The organism is Micrococcus sp. iso_229 (assembly GCF_058072725.1).
The window spans coordinates 1,413,394-1,435,881 of record NZ_CM176514.1; the positions used below are offsets into that span (position 1 = coordinate 1,413,394).

General features: G+C 73.2%; 20 protein-coding genes. 6 read left to right on the plus strand and 14 right to left on the minus strand.

The genetic code is table 11. The annotated features are described in order from the left end of the window. Window positions 1–4 precede the first annotated feature (4 nt). Entirely contained in the window at window positions 5–817 is an 813-nt protein-coding gene (locus AC3RKA_RS06535; protein ID WP_489727015.1) for a DUF4191 domain-containing protein, read from the plus strand. A gap of 103 nt (window positions 818–920) precedes the next feature. On the opposite strand, the gene AC3RKA_RS06540 is transcribed toward AC3RKA_RS06535, so the two are convergent. After that, complete coding sequence (locus AC3RKA_RS06540) at window positions 921–1,421, minus strand: RDD family protein (RefSeq protein ID WP_002854838.1); 501 nt, start codon at window positions 1,419–1,421, stop codon at window positions 921–923. Between the two features lie 151 nt (window positions 1,422–1,572). Here AC3RKA_RS06540 and glnA (AC3RKA_RS06545) point away from each other — a divergent pair, with 151 nt between their 5' ends. Both glnA (AC3RKA_RS06545) and AC3RKA_RS06550 read left to right on the plus strand, forming a co-directional pair. Then, window positions 1,573–2,997 carry a type I glutamate--ammonia ligase gene (gene glnA / locus AC3RKA_RS06545; RefSeq protein ID WP_002854839.1) on the plus strand — a complete coding sequence of 475 codons (1,425 nt, stop codon included), beginning with the start codon at window positions 1,573–1,575 and terminating at the stop codon, window positions 2,995–2,997. A gap of 155 nt (window positions 2,998–3,152) precedes the next feature. Next, window positions 3,153–4,157 carry an LLM class flavin-dependent oxidoreductase gene (locus tag AC3RKA_RS06550; RefSeq protein ID WP_489727016.1) on the plus strand — a complete coding sequence of 335 codons (1,005 nt, stop codon included), beginning with the start codon at window positions 3,153–3,155 and terminating at the stop codon, window positions 4,155–4,157. Between the two features lie 66 nt (window positions 4,158–4,223). On the opposite strand, the gene AC3RKA_RS06555 is transcribed toward AC3RKA_RS06550, so the two are convergent. Both AC3RKA_RS06555 and glnA (AC3RKA_RS06560) read right to left on the minus strand, forming a co-directional pair. After that, window positions 4,224–7,349, minus strand: coding sequence for a bifunctional [glutamine synthetase] adenylyltransferase/[glutamine synthetase]-adenylyl-L-tyrosine phosphorylase (locus tag AC3RKA_RS06555; protein WP_489727017.1), 3,126 nt, complete (start codon window positions 7,347–7,349; stop codon window positions 4,224–4,226). A 10-nt stretch (window positions 7,350–7,359) separates the two neighbouring features. Beyond that, window positions 7,360–8,700, minus strand: coding sequence for a type I glutamate--ammonia ligase (glnA, locus tag AC3RKA_RS06560; protein ID WP_144823933.1), 1,341 nt, complete (start codon window positions 8,698–8,700; stop codon window positions 7,360–7,362). Between the two features lie 36 nt (window positions 8,701–8,736). On the opposite strand from glnA (AC3RKA_RS06560), the gene panB reads away from it, so the two are divergent. Then, window positions 8,737–9,603: a 3-methyl-2-oxobutanoate hydroxymethyltransferase gene (gene panB / locus AC3RKA_RS06565; protein WP_144823932.1), complete on the plus strand. Its 867-nt coding sequence runs from the start codon at window positions 8,737–8,739 to the stop codon at window positions 9,601–9,603. A 68-nt stretch (window positions 9,604–9,671) separates the two neighbouring features. Here the strand turns inward: panB and AC3RKA_RS06570 are convergent, their stop codons facing one another. Continuing rightward, window positions 9,672–9,884 carry an SPOR domain-containing protein gene (locus tag AC3RKA_RS06570; protein WP_010078516.1) on the minus strand — a complete coding sequence of 71 codons (213 nt, stop codon included), beginning with the start codon at window positions 9,882–9,884 and terminating at the stop codon, window positions 9,672–9,674. Between the two features lie 36 nt (window positions 9,885–9,920). On the opposite strand from AC3RKA_RS06570, the gene map reads away from it, so the two are divergent. Then, complete coding sequence (map, locus tag AC3RKA_RS06575) at window positions 9,921–10,865, plus strand: type I methionyl aminopeptidase (protein ID WP_489727018.1); 945 nt, start codon at window positions 9,921–9,923, stop codon at window positions 10,863–10,865. 21 nt (window positions 10,866–10,886) lie between these two features. After that, window positions 10,887–11,711 (plus strand): polyphosphate--glucose phosphotransferase, encoded by an 825-nt coding sequence (gene ppgK, locus AC3RKA_RS06580; RefSeq protein ID WP_049146942.1) that lies wholly within the window; start codon window positions 10,887–10,889, stop codon window positions 11,709–11,711. 158 nt (window positions 11,712–11,869) lie between these two features. On the opposite strand, the gene nrdR is transcribed toward ppgK, so the two are convergent. From nrdR to ftsZ, 10 genes are all read right to left on the minus strand, one after another. Beyond that, a complete protein-coding gene (nrdR, locus tag AC3RKA_RS06585; RefSeq protein ID WP_002855838.1) occupies window positions 11,870–12,364 on the minus strand; it encodes a transcriptional regulator NrdR in 495 nt (164 codons plus the stop codon). 43 nt (window positions 12,365–12,407) lie between these two features. Beyond that, complete coding sequence (gene dnaE / locus AC3RKA_RS06590) at window positions 12,408–16,004, minus strand: DNA polymerase III subunit alpha (protein ID WP_489727019.1); 3,597 nt, start codon at window positions 16,002–16,004, stop codon at window positions 12,408–12,410. Window positions 16,005–16,111: 107 nt separating this feature from the next. Then, window positions 16,112–17,074: an RluA family pseudouridine synthase gene (locus AC3RKA_RS06595; RefSeq protein WP_206480856.1), complete on the minus strand. Its 963-nt coding sequence runs from the start codon at window positions 17,072–17,074 to the stop codon at window positions 16,112–16,114. A gap of 4 nt (window positions 17,075–17,078) precedes the next feature. Further along, complete coding sequence (gene lspA / locus AC3RKA_RS06600) at window positions 17,079–17,549, minus strand: signal peptidase II (protein WP_206480882.1); 471 nt, start codon at window positions 17,547–17,549, stop codon at window positions 17,079–17,081. Window positions 17,550–17,605: 56 nt separating this feature from the next. Further along, window positions 17,606–18,205 carry a DivIVA domain-containing protein gene (locus AC3RKA_RS06605; RefSeq protein WP_489727020.1) on the minus strand — a complete coding sequence of 200 codons (600 nt, stop codon included), beginning with the start codon at window positions 18,203–18,205 and terminating at the stop codon, window positions 17,606–17,608. Between the two features lie 139 nt (window positions 18,206–18,344). Beyond that, window positions 18,345–18,641, minus strand: coding sequence for a YggT family protein (locus tag AC3RKA_RS06610; protein ID WP_002855852.1), 297 nt, complete (start codon window positions 18,639–18,641; stop codon window positions 18,345–18,347). 7 nt (window positions 18,642–18,648) lie between these two features. Then, window positions 18,649–19,281: a cell division protein SepF gene (locus AC3RKA_RS06615; RefSeq protein WP_060774653.1), complete on the minus strand. Its 633-nt coding sequence runs from the start codon at window positions 19,279–19,281 to the stop codon at window positions 18,649–18,651. Window positions 19,282–19,391: 110 nt separating this feature from the next. Next, a complete protein-coding gene (locus AC3RKA_RS06620) occupies window positions 19,392–20,180 on the minus strand; it encodes a YggS family pyridoxal phosphate-dependent enzyme (RefSeq protein WP_049158961.1) in 789 nt (262 codons plus the stop codon). Beyond that, a complete protein-coding gene (locus tag AC3RKA_RS06625; RefSeq protein WP_049158963.1) occupies window positions 20,177–20,998 on the minus strand; it encodes a purine nucleoside phosphorylase YfiH/LACC1 family protein in 822 nt (273 codons plus the stop codon). The genes AC3RKA_RS06620 and AC3RKA_RS06625 overlap by 4 nt, the downstream gene beginning before the upstream one ends. Beyond that, the gene (ftsZ, locus tag AC3RKA_RS06630; protein WP_060774656.1) at window positions 20,995–22,212 is read right to left on the minus strand and encodes a cell division protein FtsZ; all 1,218 of its coding nucleotides are present in this window, start codon (window positions 22,210–22,212) and stop codon (window positions 20,995–20,997) included. Before ftsZ ends, AC3RKA_RS06625 begins: the two co-directional genes overlap by 4 nt. Window positions 22,213–22,488 lie beyond the last annotated feature (276 nt).

Consider the following 22,488-nt stretch of genomic DNA (forward strand, 5'->3'; position numbering starts at 1 on the left):
CGCCATGACGAAGAACAGCCAGCCCCCCGCGTCCTCCTCCGGCTCCACCTCCGCCACGCTCAGGGAGGTCAAGGCCATGCAGCGCGAGCGTCGCCGCCACGAGAAGGAGCAGACGAAGGCCCAGCGCCGGGACAAGCGCGCGGCGAAGGGCCCGGGCGTGATCTCCCAGCTCAAGCAGGCCTACGCCATGACCAAGGCGCACGACCCCAAGGTCGGTCTGTGGATGCTGCTGGCCTTCCTGGCCGCCCTCGTCATCGGCCTCGTCATCGGCCTCCTGCTGGACAACTGGATCACGTGGCTGCTCATCGCGATCCCGTTCGGTGTGCTCGCCGCCGTCGTCATCCTGAACCGGAAGGCGCGCCGCGCCGGGTTCGCCCAGCTCGAGGGCCGCCCCGGCGCCGCCGGCGCCGCGCTCTCCACGCTGGGCCGCGGCTGGATCGTGCCCGAGCAGCCGGCCGCCGTGAATCCGAAGACCCAGGACCTCGTCTACCGCGCCGTGGGCCGGCCGGGCGTGGTGCTGGTGACGGAGGGCCCCTCCCCCCGCGTCGCCGCGCTGGTGGGCAAGGAGGAGAAGGCCATGCGCCGCTTCCTGCCCGGCGTGCCCGTCACCGTGGTGGAGTCCGGCAACGGGCAGGGCCAGGTTCCGCTGCACGAGCTGCCCGGCACGCTCAAGGGCATGAAGAAGGCCCTCACGGCACAGGAGGTCCAGGCCGTGGACAAGCGCCTGACCGCGCTCAACACCAACCGGCTGCCCATCCCCAAGGGCGTCGACCCGAACAAGGTGCGCCCGAGCCGCCGCGCGATGCGCGGCCGCTGAGCGCCGCCGCACACGCGCGAAAGGGGCCGCCCCGCCGAATCCTCGGCGGGGCGGCCCCCTTCGTCGCGTCAGGCCCCGCGCCGAATGGCGCGGGCCGGTGTGCTCACATGCGGATCTCGACGGTGCCGGCGACCTTGTCGTGCATGCCGCGGCCGTCCGGGCCGACGACGACGGCCGGCAGCACGAGGCACAGCAGCGCCGTGCGCACCACCACGCGGTGTACGGGGGCGGTCCGGCCGCCGAGGCGCACCACCTGGGTGCGGCACACGGCCTTGCCCACGGTGGTGGCCAGCAGGGTGATGCCGAGGATGTGCATCGTCGCGAAGACCATCAGGGTGGCGATCGCGTCGGAGTCGAAGAGCAGCCAGGACACGCCCAGGGCCAGGAACCAGTCGATCACGAGGGCGACGGCGCGGCGAGCCGCGGTGGCCATCGAGGTGGGGCCGTGCTCCGGCAGGCCCAGGAGGTCCCCCGGCCAGCGCCCGCCGGCCAGGCCGCCGCCCGGACCGTCCACCCAGCCGGCGAGGTCGCGCCGGGTGATCAGCGGCTCGTCACGGCGGGTCGGTTCGGGCTCGTGCGCGGGGTCGGGTGCTCTGCGTGCCACCGGCCCAGCCTACCGGCGCGGAACCTCGAGGCTCGCCGTGGGGCGTCACCGACGCCCACGGGGGCCGCCGGGCAAGTAGGGTGGTGACACCCGCCACGCCAGCGCCGCCGTGCCGGACATGCCACCATCGTCACGACCACAGGAGCGCACCATGTTCACCTCCCCCGCGGACGTCCTCGCGTACATCAAGGAAGAGGGGGTCGAGTTCGTCGACATCCGCTTCACCGACCTCCCCGGCATGCAGCACCACTTCAACGTGCCCGCGTCCACGGTCGACGAGGACTTCTTCACCACGGGTCAGCTGTTCGACGGCTCCTCCATCCGGGGCTTCGCCGGCATCGCCGAGTCCGACATGCAGCTCATCCCGGACGTCGCGACGGCCTTCGTGGACCCCTTCCGGGTCCGCAAGACCCTCACGATGAACTTCTCCATCGTGAACCCCCGCACCGGCGAGCCCTACCTGCGCGACCCGCGCGGCGTGGCCCAGCGCGCGGAGGCCTACCTGAGCTCCTCCGGCATCGCGGACACGGCGTTCTTCGCCCCCGAGGCCGAGTTCTTCATCTTCGAGGACGTCCGCTACGAGTCCTCCCCCCGCGGCTCGTTCTACGCCGTGGACTCGGACGAGGCCTGGTGGAACGCCTCCCGCGAGGACGAGGGCGGCAACCTGAGCCATAAGACCGGCCTCAAGGGCGGCTACTTCCCCGTCACCCCCACGGACAAGCAGGCCGACCTGCGCGACGAGATCTGCGCGGTCCTGGCCGAGGTCGGCCTCGAGGTCGAGCGCTCCCACCACGAGGTGGCCGCCGCGGGCCAGGCGGAGATCAACTACCGCTTCAACACGCTGACCCACTCGGCGGACGACCTGCAGAAGTTCAAGTACGTCGTCAAGAACGTCGCCGAGCAGTTCGGCAAGACGGCCACCTTCATGCCGAAGCCCGTATTCGGCGACAACGGCTCCGGCATGCACTGCCACCAGTCCCTGTGGAACGGCGGCGAGCCGCTGTTCTTCGACGAGAAGGGCTACGCGAACCTCTCGGACACCGCCCGCTGGTACATCGGCGGCCTGCTGAAGCACGCCTCCGCGGTCCTGGCCTTCACCAACCCCACGGTGAACTCCTACCGCCGCCTGGTGCCGGGCTTCGAGGCCCCCGTGAACATGGTCTACTCGCAGGGCAACCGCTCGGCGGGCATCCGCATCCCGATCACCGGCTCCAACCCGAAGGCCAAGCGCATCGAGTTCCGCGCCCCGGACGCCTCGGGCAACCCGTACCTCGCGTTCGCCGCGCAGCTGATGGCCGGCCTGGACGGCATCCGCAACCGCATCGAGCCGGCCGAGCCGATCGACAAGGACCTCTACGAGCTGCCGGCCGAGGAGGCCGCCGACATCCAGAAGGCACCCGCCACCCTGGACGAGGCCCTGAACGCCCTCGAGGAGGACCACGAGTTTCTCCTGGCCGGCGACGTGTTCACCGAGGAGCTGATCGAGACCTGGATCGCGTACAAGCGCGAGGTGGAGATCGCCCCGCTGGCCCTGCGCCCGAACCCCTACGAGTTCGAGCTCTACTACTCGGTCTGACCCCGCCGCGGACCCCACGACGGCCGCCCGTCTCCCACGCCGGAGGCGGGCGGCCGTCGTCGTGCCCGGCCGCGGAATAGTCCGGGGCCGGTCGGCGCTGGATCTGTGGAGACCTCCGCCCGGCCGGCCGGGCGGCCCCGCAGACCAGGAGCACCATGACCGAGCACACCGCCCCCACCCCCCTGCCGTTGTCCCTGCTGGACCTCGCCCTCGTCCGCGACGGCGCCCCGATGGGTGAGGCCTTCGCCGAATCCGTGGAGCAGGCACGCGCCGCCGAGGCCGCCGGCTTCCGGCGCGTCTGGTACGCGGAGCACCACAACATGCCCTCCATCGCCTCCTCGGCCACGGCTGTGCTCATCGCGCACGTGGCCGCACACACCGACTCGATCCGCCTCGGCTCCGGCGGCGTCATGCTGCCCAACCACTCGCCGCTGGTGATCGCCGAGCAGTTCGGCACCCTGGCCGAGCTGCACCCCGGCCGCATCGACCTGGGCCTGGGCCGCGCCCCCGGCACCGACCAGCGGACGCTGCAGGCGCTGCGCCGGGAGCCGTCGGCGGCCGAGCGCTTCCCGCAGGACGTGCTCGAGCTGCAGGGCTACCTCACCGGCCAGAGCCGGATCCCCGGCATCGACGCCTACCCCGGCAAGGGCACCGACGTGCCGCTGTACATCCTCGGCTCCTCGGCGTTCGGCGCCCAGCTGGCCGCGCAGCTCGGCCTCGGCTACGCGTTCGCGAGCCACTTCGCACCCCAGATGCTCGAGCATGCGGCGCGCCTGTACCGGGAGCACTTCGAGCCGTCCGAGGCCCTCGCGGAGCCGCACTTCATCGCGGCGGCCAACGTGATCGCCGCGGACACCGAGGAGGTGGCCGAGCGGGAGTGGCAGGCCGCGCAGCGGGCGCGCATCCGGATGATGCTCGGCCGGGGCCGCACCCTCACCGACGACGAGGTCGAGACGCTGCTGCACTCCCCCGCCGGCCAGCAGGTGCTCGGGATGCTCGAGTGCACGGCCGCGGGCACCGGCCCGACGACGGCGGCATGGCTGCACGACTTCGCGGCGCGGGTCCAGGCGGACGAGCTGATCGTGACCACGGCCGCGCCGGACCCCGCCGTGCGGCGTCGCACCCTGGAGCTGCTCGGGGAGCACGTCGTGTGCGCCTGAGCCGGAGCTCGCGGCACCGGAGCACGGCCGGCCCGCCACCCTGTCGGGGTGGCGGGCCGGCGTCGTTCAGAGCCCGTAGAACCGGGTCTCGAACACCTGACGGGCCAGGCGGGTCACCCGCAGGTAGCGCTCCTCGAGCTCGCCGCCGGCCGTGCCCACCCCGCTGAGGCGAGCCACGGCCTCGAGGTCGCGCATGTTCGTGGGCAGCACGTCCGAGACCTTGCCCGTCCACAGCAGCAGGGCGGCGCGGATCCGGGTGGCCAGCAGCCAGGCCTCCTCGAGGACGGCGACCTCGGACTCGGGCAGCAGGTCGTGCCGGGCGAGCGCCCGCAGCGCCGGCAGTGTGCCGGTCACGCGCAGGTCCTCGATCTGACCGGCGTGCTTGAGCTGCAGCGACTGCACGAGCCACTCGACGTCCGAGAGCCCCCCGCGCCCGAGCTTGACGTGCCGCGCCGGGTCCGCCCCGCGGGGCAGCCGCTCGGCCTCCACGCGGGCCTTGATCCGGCGGATCTCCCGGGCGTCGGCGGCCGAGAGGTCCTGCGCGTAGCGGACGCCGTCGGCCCAGCGGCGGAAGTCGGTGGCCAGGTCGTCGTCGCCGGCCAGGGGGCGGGCGCGCAGCAGCGCCTGCCGCTCCCACACCTCGGCCCAGCGGCCGTAGTACTCCCGGTAGGAGTCCAGGGTGCGCACCAGGGGCCCCTGGCGTCCCTCGGGACGCAGGTCGGCGTCCACCTCGAGCCGCCGCTCCCCGGGCAGCGGCGGCGCGGCGGGCTTCTGCAGGAGGGCCATGAGCGTGCGGACGACCTCTTCGGCCTGCTCGCGCGCCCGCTCCTCGTCCGCGCCGGGACGGGGCCGATGCACGAACAGGGCGTCCAGGTCCGAGCCGTAGGTGATCTCGCGCCCGCCCTGGCGGCCCATCGCCACCACGAGCACGTCGGTGAGGGGCTCGGCATCCCCGACGACGGCCCGCCACGCCACCCGCAGGGCGCCGACCACCGTCACCTGGTCGATGTCCGCGAGCGCGCCGCAGACGGCTTCCAGGTCCAGCAGGCCGGACATGTCGGCCAGGGCGACACGCAGCGTCTCGCTGCGCCGCACCTGCCGCACGTGGCGCACGGCCGCGGGGGCCTCCTCCGCGGCCACGCGACGGTCGAGCCGCGCGTCGACCTGGCGCCAGAGCTGGATCGCGCCCCGGGGGTCGAGCTCCCGGTCGTCGCCCACCCAGGCCACGGCCTCGGGCGAGTGCTCGAGCAGGTCCCCCACGAACCGGGAGCCGGACAGGACCAGGCACAGCCGCCGGGCGGCGTCCGAGGAGTCGCGGAGCATCCGCAGATACCAGGCCGTGCCGCCGAGCGACTCGGAGAGCCGGCGGAAGGCGAGCAGGCCGCCGTCGGGGTCGGCGCCCCGGGCGAACCAGCCGAGCATGGCCGGCAGCAGCTGGCGCTGGACCGCAGCCCGGCGGGAGACGCCCTGGGTGAGCGCCTCGATGTGCCGCAGGGCCCCCTTCGGGTCGCGGTAGCCCAGGGCCGCGAGGCGCTCGCGCACCGCCTCGGCGGACAGGCGCACGTCGTCGTCGGACAGGGCGGCCGTCGTCGACAGCAGCGGCCGGTAGAACACCGTCTCGTGCAGGCCGCGCACCGCCCGACGGACGCGCGTGAACGCGGCCTGCAGGTCCTCGCCGGTGGCCGGCCCGGTCTCCTGGGCGCCGCGCAGCGAGCGGGCGACGACGCGGAGGGCCTCGTCCTTGACCGGCATCAGGTGGGTGCGTCGCAGGTGCACGAGCTGGATGCGGTGCTCGAGCGTGCGCAGCCACCGGTAGTGCTCGTCGAAGGCGGCCGCGTCCCGGGTGCTGATGTAGGAGGCCTCGTGCAGCGCCCGCACGGCGTCCAGGGTGCCGCGGACGCGGATCGACTCGTCCGCGCGCCCGTGCACGAGCTGGAGCAGCTGCGCGGTGAACTCCACGTCCCGCAGCCCGCCGGAGCCGAGCTTGATCTCCCGCTCCCGTTCGGCCGGGGCGATGGTCTCCAGCACCCGCGAGCGCATGGCCCGCACCGAGTCCACGAAGCCCTCGCGCGCCGAGGACTCCCAGACCCGGGGCCAGATCCGCTCGAGGTAGCGGGCGCCCAGGTCGGCGGAGCCGGCGATGGGCCGGGCCTTGAGCAGCGCCTGGAACTCCCAGCCGTGGGCCCAGCGGCGGTAGTACTCGGCGTGGGAGTCCAGGGTGCGGCTGAGGGCGCCGTCCTTGCCCTCGGGGCGCAGGTTGGCGTCCACCTCCCAGAGGCCGGGCTCGGGGGCGGCGGCCTGGATGACGCGGCCGATGCCAGCGGCGAGCTCGGCGGCGAGCACCGCGGCACGGGTGCCGTCGACGGCGTCGGACGCCTCCCCGGCGGCCTCCGGGTCGGGGTCGAGGAGCTCGTGGACGAAGACCACGTCGACGTCGGAGATGTAGTTCAGCTCCCGGGCGCCGCACTTGCCCATGCCGATCACGGCCAGATCCACGCGGTCCACCGCGGGGCCCTCGCGCTCGGCGAGCGTGGCCCGTGAGACCGCGAGCGCGGCGTCCACGGCGGCGCCGGCCAGGTCGGCGAGCCAGCGGCCGACGGAGGGCATGACGGCGGCGGGGTCCGCGGAGTCGAGGTCGCGCAGGGCGATCGCGGCGAGCTGGCGTCGGTAGGCGCGGCGCAGGGCGACGGCGGCATCCGTGCCGGTCAGCCCGGCGCGGGGCCGGTCGGCGTCGGGGTCGGCCTCCACCGCCTCCAGGAGCAGGCGGCGCAGGGCCGCGGGCTCGTCGGCCCACTCCTCACCGTCCGCGGGGTCCGGCTGGGCGAGCGCCGGGGCGGTCGCGGCGGCGGACTCGGGCTCGAGGACGAGGTCGAGGTGCTCGGGACGGCGGATGAGGAACTCGCCGAGCGCCTCGGAGGCGCCGAGCAGGCGCAGCAGGCGCGCGGTGGTCTCCGCGTCCCGCAGGGCGCGGTGGACGCGGGGCTCGCGCTCGGCGAGGCGCACCCAGAGCAGCAGGGCGCGGTCCGGGTCGGCGGCGTGGCCGAGCCGCTCCACGAGGGGGGTGACGTCGGCCCCCTCGAACTCCGGGGAGGCGAGCAGCGACTGGACGCGGCGGGCGTCGGCGACCCCCGCCTGCGCGAGGGCGCGGCGGTCCGGGGCGTCGGCGGTCGCCGCGTCGGGCAGGGCGGACACGGCCGGCGCCTCAGAGGCCGGAGAGGTAGCGCCGCAGCTCGTACGGCGTGACCTCCACCCGGTAGTCGTCCCACTCCTGGCGCTTGTTGCGCAGCAGGGCGTCGAAGACGTGCTCGCCCAGAACGGAGGCGACGAACTCGGACTCCTCGGCGGCGCGCAGGGCGTCGTGCAGGGTGCCGGGCAGCGGGTCGTGGCCGAGGACCCGGCGCTCGTGGGTGGTGAGCGCGCTGACGTCCTCGGCGGCGGACTCGGGCAGCTCGTAGCCCTCCTCGATGCCCTTCAGGCCGGCGGCCAGCAGCAGCGCGTAGGCCAGGTACGGGTTGGCCGAGGCGTCGATGCCGCGGTACTCGATGCGGGCGGAGCCGGCCTTGTCCGGCTTGTACAGGGGCACGCGCACGAGCGCGGAACGGTTGTTGTGGCCCCAGGAGACGTACGAGGGCGCCTCGCCGCCGCCCCACAGGCGCTTGTAGGAGTTCACGAACTGGTGGGTGACGGCGCTGATCTCCACGGAGTGGCGCAGCAGGCCCGCGATGAACCGGCGGCCCGTCACGGAGAGCCGGAACTCGTCCGCGGGGTCGTAGAAGGCGTTGGAGTCGCCCTCGAAGAGGGAGATGTGGGTGTGCATGCCCGAGCCGGGGTGCTCGGAGAACGGCTTGGGCATGAAGGTGGCGTAGGTGCCCTGGGCTGCGGCCACCTCCTTGACCACAGTGCGGAACGTCATCACGTTGTCCGCGGTGGTCAGCGCGTCGGCGGCGCGCAGGTCGATCTCGTTCTGGCCCGGGCCGTTCTCGTGGTGGCTGAACTCCACGGAGATGCCCATGCTCTCCAGCAGCGTCACGGCGTCGCGGCGGAAGTCGGCGGCGTCGGAGCCGGGCACGTTGTCGAAGTAGCCGGCGCGGTCCACCGGCACGGGCCGGCCGTCGGGGCCGGGCTGGTCGCTCTCGAGCAGGTAGAACTCGATCTCCGGGTGCATGAAGCAGGAGAAGCCCATGTCCGAGGCCTTCTCCAGCACGCGGCGCAGCACGTGGCGCGGGTCGGCCGGGGCGGGGCGCCCGTCCGGGGTGAGGACGTCGCAGAACATGCGCGAGCTCTGCCCGCGGTCTCCGCGCCAGGGCAGGATCTGGAAGGTGGCCGGGTCCGGCTGCAGCAGCATGTCCGACTCGGAGATGCGGGTGTAGCCGTCGATCGAGGAGCCGTCGAAGCCCAGCCCCTCGGTGAACGCGTTCTCCACCTCGGCCGGGGACAGCGCCACCGACTTCAGCGTCCCGACGACGTCCGTGAACCACAGGCGCACGAACCTCACGTCCCGGTCCTCGATGGTGCGGAGCACGTAGTCCTGCTGTCGATCCATGCGGCCACTCTAGACGCGCCGCGTAGACTCCGGGCCATGTCCGCTCCCGACTCCTCCCGGAAGAACGACGACGTCGCCGCCCCCTACGGTCCGCCCGCCCCGTCCCGGTACCGGACGGTTCACCTGCAGCGGGCCAAGGACGAGGGCCGGCGCTTCGCGATGCTCACCACCTACGACGCGATGACGGCGGCCCTGTTCGACGAGGCCGGCGTCGAGGTGCTGCTCGTGGGCGACTCGGTGGGCAACACCGTGCTGGGCCACCCCACCACCCTGCCGGTCACCCTGGACCAGATGATCCTGTTCACCCAGGCCGTGGTGCGCGGTGCCCAGCGTGCCCTCGTGGTCGCGGACCTGCCCTTCGGCTCCTACGAGGCCTCCCCGCGGCAGGCCGTCGAGTCGGCCGTCCGCCTCGTGAAGGAGTCCGGCGCGCACGCCGTCAAGGTGGAGGGCGACGAGCGCTTCGCCGAGCACGTGGCCGCGATGACGGCCGCCGGCGTCGCGGTCATGGCCCACATCGGCTTCACCCCCCAGTCCGAGCACGTGCTCGGCGGCTACCGGGTGCAGGGCCGCGGCGCGGGGGCGGCCGAGCGGATGACGGCGTCGGCCCGGGCCCTCGAGGCCGCAGGGGCGTTCGCCGTGCTGATGGAGATGGTCCCCTCGGACGTCGCCGCCGCCGTCGACGCCGCGCTGCGGGTGCCCACCGTGGGCATCGGCGCGGGCCCGGGCACCACGGGCCAGGTGCTCGTGTGGCAGGACATGCTCGGCCTGCGCGCGGGACGGGTGCCCCGGTTCGTCCGTCAGTACGCCCGCCTGCACGAGGTCGTGGGCGAGGCGGTCCGGGCCTATCGCGCGGACGTGCTCGACGGCGCGTTCCCGGCCCCGGAGCACGGCTTCGAGGGCTGAACCCGCCCCGTGAGACGACCGGGCCCCCGTCCTGAGGGACGGGGGCCCGGTGTCGTTCGGCGCCGTGGTCAGGAGGCGTCGTCGACGGGGCGGCTGTCCCAGTCGTCGTCGCGCTCGTCCTCGGCGTCGGCGGCCTCGTTGTTCGCCCGCACGCGGTCCATCGCGGCCTGGGCCTCCTCACGGGTGCCGAACGGGCCCAGCAGCTGGGACCAGTCCGACTGGGCGCCCACCTCCACCTGATGCGTGTTGACGTTGTACCAGAACTCGCTCGTCTCGGTCATGGGGGCCACAGTAGCCGGGCCGATAGGCTGGAGGACATGTCCCAGCGTCAGAACCCCGCCGCCCCGTCCAGCCACAACGGTCCCCGCCCCGCGGGCCCCGCCGTGCCGGAGCCCGGGTCGCTCGCCCCCGTCGGCACTCTGACGCCCGGGGCCCCGTCCCCCGCCCCGCCCGTGCCGGCCGCGATCCCGCGCCCCGAGTACGTCGGCAAGGCCACCCCGGACGAGGGCAACGCCTCGGACGTCTACGACGCCGCCGGCGTCGAGCGGATCCGCGCCGCCGGCCGCCTGGCCGCGCAGGCCATGGAGCACACCGCCGCCCACATCCGCCCGGGCGTCACCACGGACGAGCTGGACCGGATCGCGCACGCCTTCCTCGTGGAGCGCGGCGCCTACCCGTCCTGCCTGGGCTACCGCGGCTTCCCGCGGTCCATCTGCACCTCGATCAACGAGGTCATCTGCCACGGCATCCCGGACGGCACCGTCCTGGAGGACGGGGACATCGTCAACCTGGACATCACCGCGTACCTGGACGGCGTCCACGGGGACCACAACCGCACCTACCTGGTCGGCGACGTGGACGAGGAGTCCCGGCTGCTCGTCGAGCGCACCGAGGAGGCCCTGCGCCGCGGCATCCGCGCCGTGAAGCCCGGCCGTCAGGTCAACGTGATCGGCCGCGCCATCGAGTCCTACGCCAAGCGCTTCGGCTACGGCGTGGTGCGCGACTTCATCGGCCACGGCGTGGGCGTGGACTTCCACTCCGGCCTCGTGATCCCCCACTACGACGCCGCCCCGGCCCACGACCGGCTGCTCGTGCCCGGCATGGTGTTCACCATCGAGCCGATGCTCACCCTCGGCACGATCGACTGGGACCAGTGGGACGACGGCTGGACCGTGGTGACCCGCGACCGCCGTCGCACCGCGCAGTTCGAGCACACGCTCGTGGTCACAGACGACGGCGCGGAGATTCTCACGCTGCCGTGACCCGGCACTAAGCTGGGGGCCGTGACGACGCACACCAGCACCGCCCAGCGCTCCTCCAAATACCCCACGACGATCGGCATCGACGTCGGCGGGACCGGCATGAAGGGCGGCCTGGTCCGCCTCGGGTCGGGGCCGAAGGCGGGCACCCTGCGCGGGGACCGCTTCCGCATCCCCACGCCGCAGCCGGCCATGCCCGAGCCCGTGGCGGCGACCCTGGCGGCCATCACCGCCGAGCTCGACGGGCGCGAGAAGGCGCCGAAGCCCTCCGCCCCGCTGGGCGTGTGCTTCCCCTCGATCGTCAAGGACGGGGTGTGCCTGTCCGCGAACAACATCGACCACTCGTGGATCGGCACGGACCTGCGCGGCACGTTCGAGGAGCACCTGCGCCGCCCCGTGACCGTGGTCAACGACGCCGACGCGGCCGGCCTCGCGGAGGCCCGCTACGGGGCCGGGCGGGGCGTGCGCGGCCTGGTGCACGTGATCACCCTCGGCACCGGCATCGGCGGCGCGATGATCCACGACGGCGTGCTCGTCCCGAACTTCGAGGTCGGCTCCCTGGAGCTCGACGGCGTGATGGCCGAGTCGCGGGCCTCCGCGAAGGCCCGGGAGCGCGATCAGCTCAGCTGGGCCGAGTACGCCGAGCGACTGCAGCGCTTCTTCTCCCACGTGGAGCGGATCTTCTCGCCCGACCTGTTCATCGTCGGCGGCGGCATCTCCAAGCGGCCGGACGACTACCTGCCGCTGCTGCGCCTGCGCACCCCGATCGTCCCGGCCCAGCTGCAGAACAACGCGGGCATCGTGGGCGCCGCCCTGGCCGCGCACGGCTCGCTCGCCGACGGCAACTGAGGGCGCAGACACCGAGGGCGGTTCCGGCTTCCCCTCCGGAACCGCCCTCGGCGGTCTTGCCGGGCCGACTGAGGTCGGCCCGGGGATCACTGTAGCGCCTGGAGGCCGTGCGCACCACTGCACCGTCGATCCCGGCGGCGCCGTCGCATCGGCCCGGGTCAGCGGGTGAACAGCCGCGGCTGCACGGCGGGACGGCCGCGGTCGTCCCCGTCACCGGCCCGGAGCTCCGCGATGGCCTCCTCGAAGTCGTCGAGGGACTCGAAGTCCCGGTAGACGGAGGCGAAGCGCAGGAAGGCCACCTGGTCGAGACGGCGCAGCGGATCGAGGATGGCCAGGCCGACGTCGTGGGCGTCCACCTCGGCGTTGCCCGTGGCACGGACCGTCTCCTCGACCTCCTGGGCGAGCATGGCCAGGTCGTCGCTCGTCACCGGCCGTCCCTGGCACGCCTTCCGGACGCCGTTGATCACCTTGGAGCGGTCGAACGGCTCCGCCACCCCGGAGCGCTTGACGACGGTCAGGGCGGTGGTCTCCATGGTGGTGAACCGCTTGCCGCAGGCCTGACACTGCCGACGCCGGCGGATGGCGGAGCCGTCGTCGAGGGAGCGCGAGTCGACCACGCGCGAGTCCTCATGGCGGCAGAACGGGCAGTGCATCAGCTCTCTCCTCCTGGGCGGGGCACTCCCATGCTACGTCCGCTCAGCCGAGGCAGGCCGGACCCAGCAGGATCTTGAGGTCGCCGAACAGCGCCGGGTTCGGGCTCACCCGGAACTGCGGGCCCAGCTGGAACTCCTGCGTGGCACGCTGGCCCACCAGGGACAGCCGCACCTCCGAGGAGCCCTCGTGGGTGCGCAGCACGTCCGCCAGCTGGCCCATGACCTGCTCCGTGGCCTTGAACGCGGGCAGCGTGATCCGCACGGGGCCGCCGGGGCCGTCCGAGAGCTCCGGGATGGTCAGCTCCATCGCGGACAGGGACACCGACCCGTCGTCGCGGCGCTGCACCCTGCCCTTGACGGCGACGACGAGGTCCTCGGCCAGCATCATCGCAATGGGCGCGTACACCTGGCCGAAGAACATGACGTCCATCGAGCCGCCGAGGTCCTCGATCTCGCAGCGCGCGTACGCGTTGCCCGAGGACTTGGCGATGCGGCGCTCGAGCGTGGTGATCAGGCCCGCGATGGTGACGATCGCGCCGTCCGCGGGCCCGTCGTCGTCGAGGACGCGGGTGATCTGGACGTCGGCGTGCTGGGCCAGGACGCCGTCGAGGCCCTGCAGCGGATGGTCGGACACATACAGGCCCAGCATCTCGCGCTCGAACGCGAGCTTCTCCTTCTTGGCCCACTCCGGCAGGTCCGGGACGGCGACGCCGTCCGCGGCGTCGGAGTCGTCCTCGTCGTTGCCGCCGAGCGCGAACAGGTCGAAGGTGAACTCGCCGTGGTCCTCCTTGCGCTTCTGCGCCACGGTGGCGTCCACGGCCTCCTCGTGCACGGCCAGCAGGGCGCGGCGGGCGTAGCCGAGGGAGTCGAAGGCGCCGGCCTTGATCATGGACTCGATGGTGCGCTTGTTGCACACCACGAGCGGCACCTTCGCCAGGAAGTCGCCGAAGCCCGTGTACGAGCCCCCGTCCTCGCGCCCCTGGACCATGCCCTTGACCACGTTGGCGCCCACGTTGCGGACGGCGCCCATGCCGAAGCGGATGTCCCGGCCGACGGGGGTGAAGGTCAGGTGGGACTCGTTCACGTCCGGGGGCAGCACGGTGATGCCCATGTGGCGGCACTCGTTGAGGTACATGGCCAGCTTGTCCTTGTCGTCGCCCACCGAGGTGAGCAGCGCGGCCATGTACTCCGCCGGGTAGTGCGCCTTGAGGTAGGCCGTCCAGTAAGAGACCAGGCCGTAGGCGGCCGAGTGCGCCTTGTTGAACGCGTAGTCCGAGAAGGGCAGCAGGATGTCCCACAGGGCCTTCACCGCGGCCTCCGAGTAGCCGCGGTCCAGCATGCCCTGGTGGAACGCCTCGTACTGCTTGTCCAGCTCCGACTTCTTCTTCTTGCCCATCGCGCGGCGCAGGATGTCGGCCTGGCCGAGCGAGTAGCCCGCCACCTTCTGGGCGATCGCCATGACCTGCTCCTGATACACGATCAGGCCGTAGGTGGTGTCCAGGATCTCCCGCAGCGGCTCCTCCAGCTCGGGGTGGATCGGGGTGATCTCCTGCTGCCCGTTCTTGCGCAGCGCGTAGTTGGTGTGCGAGTTCGCGCCCATGGGGCCGGGGCGGTACAGGGCGATGGTCGCCGAGATGTCCTCGAAGTTGTCCGGGCGCATCATCTTCAGCAGCGACCGCATGGGGCCGCCGTCGAGCTGGAACACGCCGAGGGTGTCGCCGCGGGCCAGCAGCTCGTAGGCCGCCGGGTCGTCCACGTCGAGGGTCTCCAGGTCCAGGTCCACGCCCTGGTTCGCCTTCACGTTCTCGAGCGCGTCCGAGATGATCGTGAGGTTGCGCAGCCCCAGGAAGTCCATCTTGATCAGGCCCAGGGACTCCGCCATCGGGTAGTCGAACTGGGTGATGACCTGGCCGTCCTGGAGGCGGCGCATGATCGGGATGACGTCGATCACCGGCGCCGAGGACATGATCACGCCGGCCGCGTGCACGCCCCACTGCCGCTTCAGGCCCTCGAGGCCCTTGGCGGTCTCGAAGACCTCCTTCGCCACCGGGTCCGTCGCGATCAGCTCGCGGAAGGGCGCGGCCTCCCCGTAGCGCGGGGCCGCGGGGTCCTCGATGTCCTTGAGCGGGATGTCCTTGGCCATCACCGCCGGCGGCAGCGCCTTGGTGAGGGACTCGCCCATCGAGAAGGGCTGGTCCATCACGCGGGCCGAGTCCTTCAGGGCCTGCTTGGTCTTGATGGTCCCGTACGTGACGATCATGGTGACGCGCTCGTCGCCGTACTTGCGGGTGACGTAGTCGATCACCTCGGAGCGACGGCGGTCGTCGAAGTCGACGTCGAAGTCGGGCATGGACACGCGGTCCGGGTTGAGGAACCGCTCGAAGATCAGCCCGTGCTTGAGCGGGTCCAGGTCCGTGATGCGCAGCGCGTACGCCACCATCGATCCGGCGCCCGAGCCGCGGCCCGGGCCCACCCGGATGCCGTTCTCCTTGGCCCAGTTGATGAAGTCGGCCACGACGAGGAAGTACCCGGGGAAGCCCATCGAGATGATGACGTCCAGCTCGTAGTCCGCCTGTTTGCGCACGTGGTCCGGCACGCCGTCCGGGTAGCGGTAGGCCAGACCGGAGGCGACCTCCTTGATGAGCCAGCTGGTCTCGTCCTCGCCCTCCGGCGTGGGGAAGACCGGCATGTAGTTGGCCTTCGTGTCGAACTCGACCTCGCACCGCTCGGCGATGAGCAGCGTGTTGTCGCAGGCCTCGGGCAGCTCCGCGAACAGCTCGCGCATCTGCCGCGGGGACTTCAGGTAGTACTCGGTGCCGGAGAACGCGAAGCGGGAGCCGCCCTGGTCGTAGCTGGGCTCGTTGAGCTTCGAGCCCGACTGCAGGGCCAGCAGCGCCTCGTGCGCCTTGGCGTCGTGCTCGTGGGTGTAGTGCAGGTCGTTCGTGGCCACGAACGGCAGGCCCAGGTCCTTGGCGAGCCGGCGCAGGTCCGTCATCACCCGGCGCTCGATGTCGAGGCCGTGGTGCATGATCTCGCAGTAGTAGTTGTCCTTGCCGAAGATGTCCCGGAAGTCCGAGGCCGCCTGCATCGCCTCCCGGTACTGGCCCAGGCGCAGGCGCGTCTGCACCTCGCCGGAGGGGCAGCCCGTGGTGGCGATCAGGCCCTTCGAGTACTGGCTCAGCAGCTCCCGGTCCAGCCGCGGCCACTTGGCGTACACCGAGTCCAGCGAGGCGATCGAGCCCATCCGGAACAGGTTGTGCATCCCCTCGGTGGTCTCGCTCAGCAGCGTCATGTGCGTGTAGGCACCGCCGCCGGACACGTCGTCCCCCCGCTGGTGGGGCTCGCCCCAGCGGGTCTTCTCCTTGTCCGTGCGGTGCTGATGCCCGGGGGCCACGTAGGCCTCGAGCCCGATGATCGGCTTGACGCCCGCCGCCTTCGCCTTGGACCAGAAGTCGTAGGCGCCGAAGAGGTAGCCGTGGTCCGTGATGGCCAGCGAGTCCATGCCCAGCCGCTGGGCCTCGGCGAACAGGTCGTCCAGCTTCGCGGCGCCGTCGAGCATGGAGTACTCGGTGTGCGTGTGCAGGTGGACGAAGCCGCCGTCCTTCACGGCGTCGGCGCGGGCGTCGGCGGACACGGTCATGCGGGGTGGGCCTTTCGACGGGGAGGACGGCGGGGCCGGACCAGCCTACTCGTGATGCCCGGGCGGCGGGGCCGGACCGGGACGGGGGTCACGTCGACGGTGCCGGCTCAGTCCGCGTCGCCGCGCAGCGCCGCCAGGGCGTGGGCGAGGTCGTCCGGATACGGGGAGGTGATCGTCACCGGCTCCCCCGTGACCGGGTGTGGGAACGCCAGCCGGTGGGCGTGCAGCCACTGGCGCGTCAGCCCGAGCTCGGCCGCCATGCGCGGATCCGCCCCGTACGTGAGGTCGCCGACGCACGGGTGGCGCAGCGCCGAGGTGTGCACGCGGATCTGGTGGGTGCGCCCGGTCTCCAGGTGGACCTCGAGCAGGGTGGCCCGGCCGAACACCTCGAGCGTCTCGTAGTGGGTCACGGACGGCCGGCCGTCGTCGAGCACCGCGAACTTCCAGTGGTGGCCGGGATGCCGCCCGATGGGCGCGTCCACGGTGCCGCTCAGCGGATCCGGGATGCCCTGGACCACGGCGTGGTAGACCTTCTCCGGCACGCGCTCGCGGAACTGGTCCTTCATGGCGGTGTAGGCGCGCTCGGTCTTGGCCACGACCATGACCCCGGTGGTGCCGACGTCGAGCCGGTGCACGATCCCCTGCCGCTCGGGGGCGCCCGAGGTGGAGATGTCGCGGCCGAGGGCGGCCAGGGCGCCCACCACGGTGGGCCCGACCCAGCCCGGCGAGGGGTGCGCGGCCACGCCGGTGGGCTTGTCCACGGCCACCAGGTCCTCGTCCTCGTACAGGATGCTCAGCGCGTCCACGCGCTCTGCCCTCACTTCCAGGGGGTCGGGGTCGTCGGGGACGTCGACGGCGAGGGTCTCCCCCGCTACGGCCTTCGCGGACTTGGCCAGGACGCGGTCCCGGCGGCCGGAGCGCGACTCGGCCCGCACCAGGCCCCGGGAGAACCAGTCCGCCAGCAGCGAGCGGGAGACGCCGAACGCGTCGGCGAGCACCGCGTCGACCCGCCGGCCCGCCTCGGCCTCGGTGACCTCGAGCCGCTCGGTCAGTCCCGGTCTCATGCCCATGTCCTCACGCCTCCCGTGTGCCGTCCAGGCGGCGGCCGGTCATCACGAGCAGGGCGACGCCGATGACGGAGCAGACGATGAACGAGTCCGCCACGTTGAAGATCGCGAAGTGCGGCACGGAGATCATGTCGACCACGTGGCCGCGCCCGAACGCCGGGGGCCGGAACAGCCGGTCCGTGAGGTTGCCGAGCACGCCACCGGCGAGCCCGCCCAGCGCCAGGGCCCACGGCATCGAGCGCACGCGGGCGATCCCGACGAGGGCGGCCACCGCCACCGCGGCTTGGATGACGGTGAACACCCAGGTGTGGTCCTCGCCGATGGAGAAGGCCGCGCCCGGGTTCAGGATGTAGTGCCAGCGCAGCACCCCGGGGATCACCGCGACGGAGTCCCCCAGCTGCATCGTGCTCTCGACCGCGTACTTGGTCAGCTGGTCGAGGGCGTAGGCCAGCACCGCCACGATGAGGGCGGTGAGCACGGCTCGCCGGCCCGCGCGAGGGGATCGCGGGGCCGACGCGGCGTCGACGGCTCGGCTCACGCCGTGGGCGTGGGGGGCTCGACGCGCTTCTGGGCGCGGATCTCGCGCAGCTGGCCCTCGATGTAGGAGGTGAGGCGGCTGCGGTAGTCGGTCTCGAAGCTGCGCAGCTGTTCGACCTCGCCCTCCAGGCCGGCCTTCTCCTCGGCCAGGGCCTCGAGGGTGCGGGCCTTCTGCTCCTCGGCGTCGCTGACGAGCCGGGCCGCGGTGGCCTCGGCCTCGGCGACGAGCTCGGTGCTGCGCTGCTCGCCTGCGGCGACGTGCTCGTCGTGCAGCCGCTGGGCCATGGCCAGGACGCCGGCGGCGGAGGTCGCGGCCGCGTCGGCGGACTCGGGGGCGGCGGCCGGGGCCGCCTCCTCGACGGAGGCCGGTGTCGCGGCGGCCTCCGGGGTGTCCGCAGCGGGGGCGGCGGCCGAGGCGGCGCCGCCGGCGCGCAGCTCCGCGTTCTCGGACTCGAGCTGCTCGTTGAGGGCGATCAGGCGCTTGAACTCCGCCACGATCTCGTCGAGGAAGTCATCCACCTCGGTCTGGTCGTAGCCCTCGCGGAACTTCGTGGGCTGGAACTGCTTGTTGACCACGTCTTCCCAGGACAGCGCCATGGAACCGTCTCGCTCTCTGCTCGGTGCTCGGGGACGGCCGGGAGGCCCGGCGCGTCGGCGGTCGGCGCGCCGGTGAGGGGCGGCACCGACCCTGCCGCGAAGACTACCACCGGGGCCGACAGCCGCCCCGGGCCGCGGGTCAGGCCACGCCGGCCAGGCTCACCACCAGGACCCGCAGCAGGACGACGCCGAGGAACACGATGAGGAAGGCCACGTCCAGGCCGATGCCGCCCAGGTTCACCGGCGGCACGGCACGACGCACGGGGCGCAGCAACGGATCGGTGGCCCCGTACACGCCGCTGGCCAGCACGAGGGCCGCCCCGGTGGGGCGCCAGTGGCGGGCGAACGACTGGGTGACGTCCAGGACGATCCGCACGGTCAGCGCCGCGAGCACCACCGTCAGGGCGATGTAGGCGAGGGCGAGGAGCAGCTGCATGGGCGCCTCAGTCGCCGTCGAACGGGGAGTCGGCCTCCCCGGACTCGCCCTGCTCGGCGCCGACGACGTCCACGGTGGCCGGGGTCAGCAGGAACACCTTGCTGGTGATGCGGGAGATCGAGCCGTGCAGGCCGAAGACGAGGCCGGCCGCGAAGTCCACGAGGCGCTTGGCCTCGTTCTCACCGAGGTCGGTGACGTTCATGATCACGGGGACGCCGGAGCGGAAGGACTCGCCGATCGCCTTCGCGTCGTTGTAGGAGCGGGGGTGGACGGTGGACAGGGTGTGCACGGAGGCTCCTTCGGCAGACGACGCTGCGGCTCGCTTGATGGGGGTCACCGGGGCCCGGTAGCCCGGGTCGACCGGCTCGGGACGCGCCGGACGCCGGGGTTCGACGGGATCGGCCGCGGTGGAGCCGGACGGGGTCACGGGCTCCGGCCGCTCGGCCGGCTCGGGGTCGCGGACCGCAGCCGGGCGGACGGCCTCCATGTGGGGGTCGGTGTCCGGCTCCGCGGGGCGGCGCGCCTCGACGACCTCGTGTCGGGGCGCGGTCTCCCGCTCGGCGGCACGCGGCTGCTCGTCGTACTCGTCGCCGTCGGCCAGGCCGAGGTAGATCATCGTCTTCTTCAGGGCGCCAGCCATGAGTCTTCCTTCACCACGTCCTCCGGCCCCGGGGGCCGCCGTCGTTCGTCGTCGGTGCGCGTGCGTCCGCGCGGTCCTGTCGCGTCCCGCCGGGACGCGCGGGGTCAACGTTAGCCCACCGCGTCCCGGGCCCCCAGAACGTCGGAGCCGATGCGCACCTGTGTCGCCCCGGCGCGCACGGCCGCCTCGAGGTCCGCGCTCATCCCCATGGACAGTGCGGTGGCCTCCGGATGCGTCTGCCGCAGGCCCGCGCCGAGCGCGGCGAGGCGGCGGAACGCGTCCTCCGGGTCCAGGCCGCGCGGCGCCACGCACATCAGCCCGCCCAGCCGCAGGCCCGGCAGGCCTGCGATGACGTCCGCGAGGGCGGGGACGTCCTCGGGACGGGCGCCGCCGCGCGGGCCGATCCCCTCGGGACGGTCCTCGTCGGCGCGGTCGTCGACGTCCACCTGCACGAGGCACTCCAGGTCGGGGATCGCGGCCTCGGGCTCGCGCTCGCGCCGCAGCAGGAGCGCTCGCGAGAGCGCCTCGGCCAGTTCGGGTCGGTCCACCGACTCCACCACGGACGCGTAGCGCACCACGTACTTGGCCTTGTTGGTCTGCAGCTGGCCCACGAAGTGCCAGCGCGGGGCGTCCGCCCCCAGGGCCGCGGCGACGGCCTCGGCCTTGGGCCGGGCCTCCTGGTCGCGGTTCTCCCCCACGTCGGTCACACCGAGCGCGGCGAGGCGCACGACGTCGTCGGCGGGGTGGGTCTTGGTCACGACGACGAGCGCGGGCTCCGCCGCGCGCCCGGCGTCCCGCGCGGCGTCGGCGATGCGGGCGCGCACCGCGGCGAGCGCGTCGGCGATCTCCCGGGCGCGGGGGTACGTCGGGGTCGGCCCGGCGGTGGCGGGGGCGGTCATGCCTCTCCTCTCGGGGTGGTGGCGTCGGGGTCGGTGCGCCAGACGAGGCCGGCGAACCGGCCCTCACCGGGCGCCCGGCGGTGCGAGAACAGGCGTTCGTCCTCTCGCGTGCACACGTCGATCGTCGCGGCGGTCACCCCGCGGGCGCGGAGGACCTGTGCGGCGCCGGCGGACAGGTCGAGGGCGGGGGTGCCCCAGGACGTGGTGGCCGCGGTCGCCGGGAGGCGGGCGGCGGCCTCGGCACGCATGGCGGCGGGCACCTCGTAGCAGCGGCCGCACACGCCGGGACCGATCCAGGCGCGCAGGCCGGGACCGGTCCGGTCGGTCTCCGGGCGCAGGGAGAGCAGACGATCGACGGTCGCCTCCAGGACGCCGTCCAGCAGCCCGCGCCGCCCGGCGTGGGCCACGGCGGTCGAGCCGGTCGTCTCGTCGACGAAGACCACGGGGAGGCAGTCGGCCACCATGACGGCCAGCGGCCGGGACCCGTCGCGGCTCACGGCGGCGTCGGCCACGGGGGCCGGGGCACCGCCGCGCCCGGGTCCGTCTGCCCACACGACGTCGGCCGAGTGCACCTGGTCCAGATAGAGCGTGGCGTCCTCGGGAACCCCCATCACGCGCTCCAGGGCGCGACGGGCGGCGCTGACGCGAGCGAGCCCCTCGGCCTCGTCCGGCGGGACCACGTGCAGCGCGAGATTGCCGGCGGCCACGGACGTCCAGGCCACGTGCACGGCGCCCGTCGCGGTGCGGACGGTCTCGCGGTGCACGAAGGGGCCGGCGGGGACCCGTGCGGTCCCGGCCGGCCCCTCCGCGGCCGTCACTTGAGGAAGTCCGGGACGTCCAGGTCCGAGGACCCGGCGCCGAGGTCCGGCTCCACCACGGTGGGCAGGTCCTGCTGGCGGCGCGGCTGCTGCTCCTGCGGGGCCAGCGGCACGGTGCCGCGCACGGCGGGGCGCTCGGCCTGCTGCGGCTGGGCCGGGGCGGGCTGCGGCTGGGCGGGGACGGGCTGCGGCTGCGTGGGGGCCGCGGCCCGCTGCGGGGCCGCCTGCTGCTGCACGGCCTGCGGGGCGGCCGGGGCGGAGGTGACGTCCACCTTGTCGAAGCCCGCGGCGATCACGGTCACGCGCACCTCGTCGCCGAGGGCGTCGTCGATGACCGCGCCGAAGATGATGTTGGCCTCCGGGTGGGCGACCTCCTGGACGAGGCGCGCGGCCTCGTTGATCTCGAAGAGGCCGAGGTCGGAGCCGCCCTGGATGGAGAGCAGCACGCCGTACGCGCCGTCGATGGAGGCCTCGAGCAGCGGCGAGGCGATCGCCAGCTCGGCCGCCTTGACGGCGCGGTCCTCGCCCTGCGCGTGGCCGATGCCCATGAGCGCGGAGCCCGCGCCCTGCATCACGGACTTCACGTCCGCGAAGTCGAGGTTGATCAGGCCCGGGGTGGTGATCAGGTCGGTGATGCCCTGCACGCCGGAGAGGAGCACCTGGTCCGCCTGACGGAAGGCGTCCATGACCGAGACGTTGCGGTCCGAGATGGACAGCAGGCGGTCGTTCGGGATCACGATGAGGGTGTCGACCTCGTCCCGCAGGGCGTCGATGCCCGCCTCGGCGGAGCCGGCGCGACGGCGGCCCTCGAACGTGAACGGACGGGTCACGACGCCGATGGTCAGGGCGCCGAGCGAGCGCGCGATGCGGGCCACGACGGGCGCCCCGCCGGTGCCGGTGCCGCCGCCCTCGCCCGCGGTCACGAACACCATGTCCGCGCCCCGCAGGACCTCCTCGATCTCCTCCGCGTGGTCCTCGGCGGCCTGGCGGCCCACCTCGGGGTTCGCGCCCGCGCCGAGTCCACGGGTGAGCTCGCGGCCCACGTCCAGCTTCACGTCCGCGTCCGACATCAGCAGCGCCTGGGCGTCCGTGTTGATGGCGATGAACTCCACGCCGCGGAGCCCCACCTCGATCATGCGGTTCACGGCGTTCACGCCGCCGCCGCCGATGCCGACGACCTTGATGACGGCCAGGTAGTTCTGGGGTGCAGCCACGGTGTTGGTTCCCTTTGTTCGAGATCTCGAGAGGTCAGCGCGAGGCACAACGCCCCGGTGATCGGCGGCCACCCGGGGTGGACACCTTCAAGCACAGCGTGAAGCGAGCCTCGCGCGCGTTCGGGTCCACCGTACTGGGAGGCCCGCGTCACGTGCAAAAGAAAACGGCGTGTCCACGCGGAAAAGACGGCCTCCGCATCAACCTTCACGTGAGACTCGAAGGACCAGCCGCCGCGGTGATGTCACCCGGACTCGCGCGAGGCCCCGCGCCCCGGC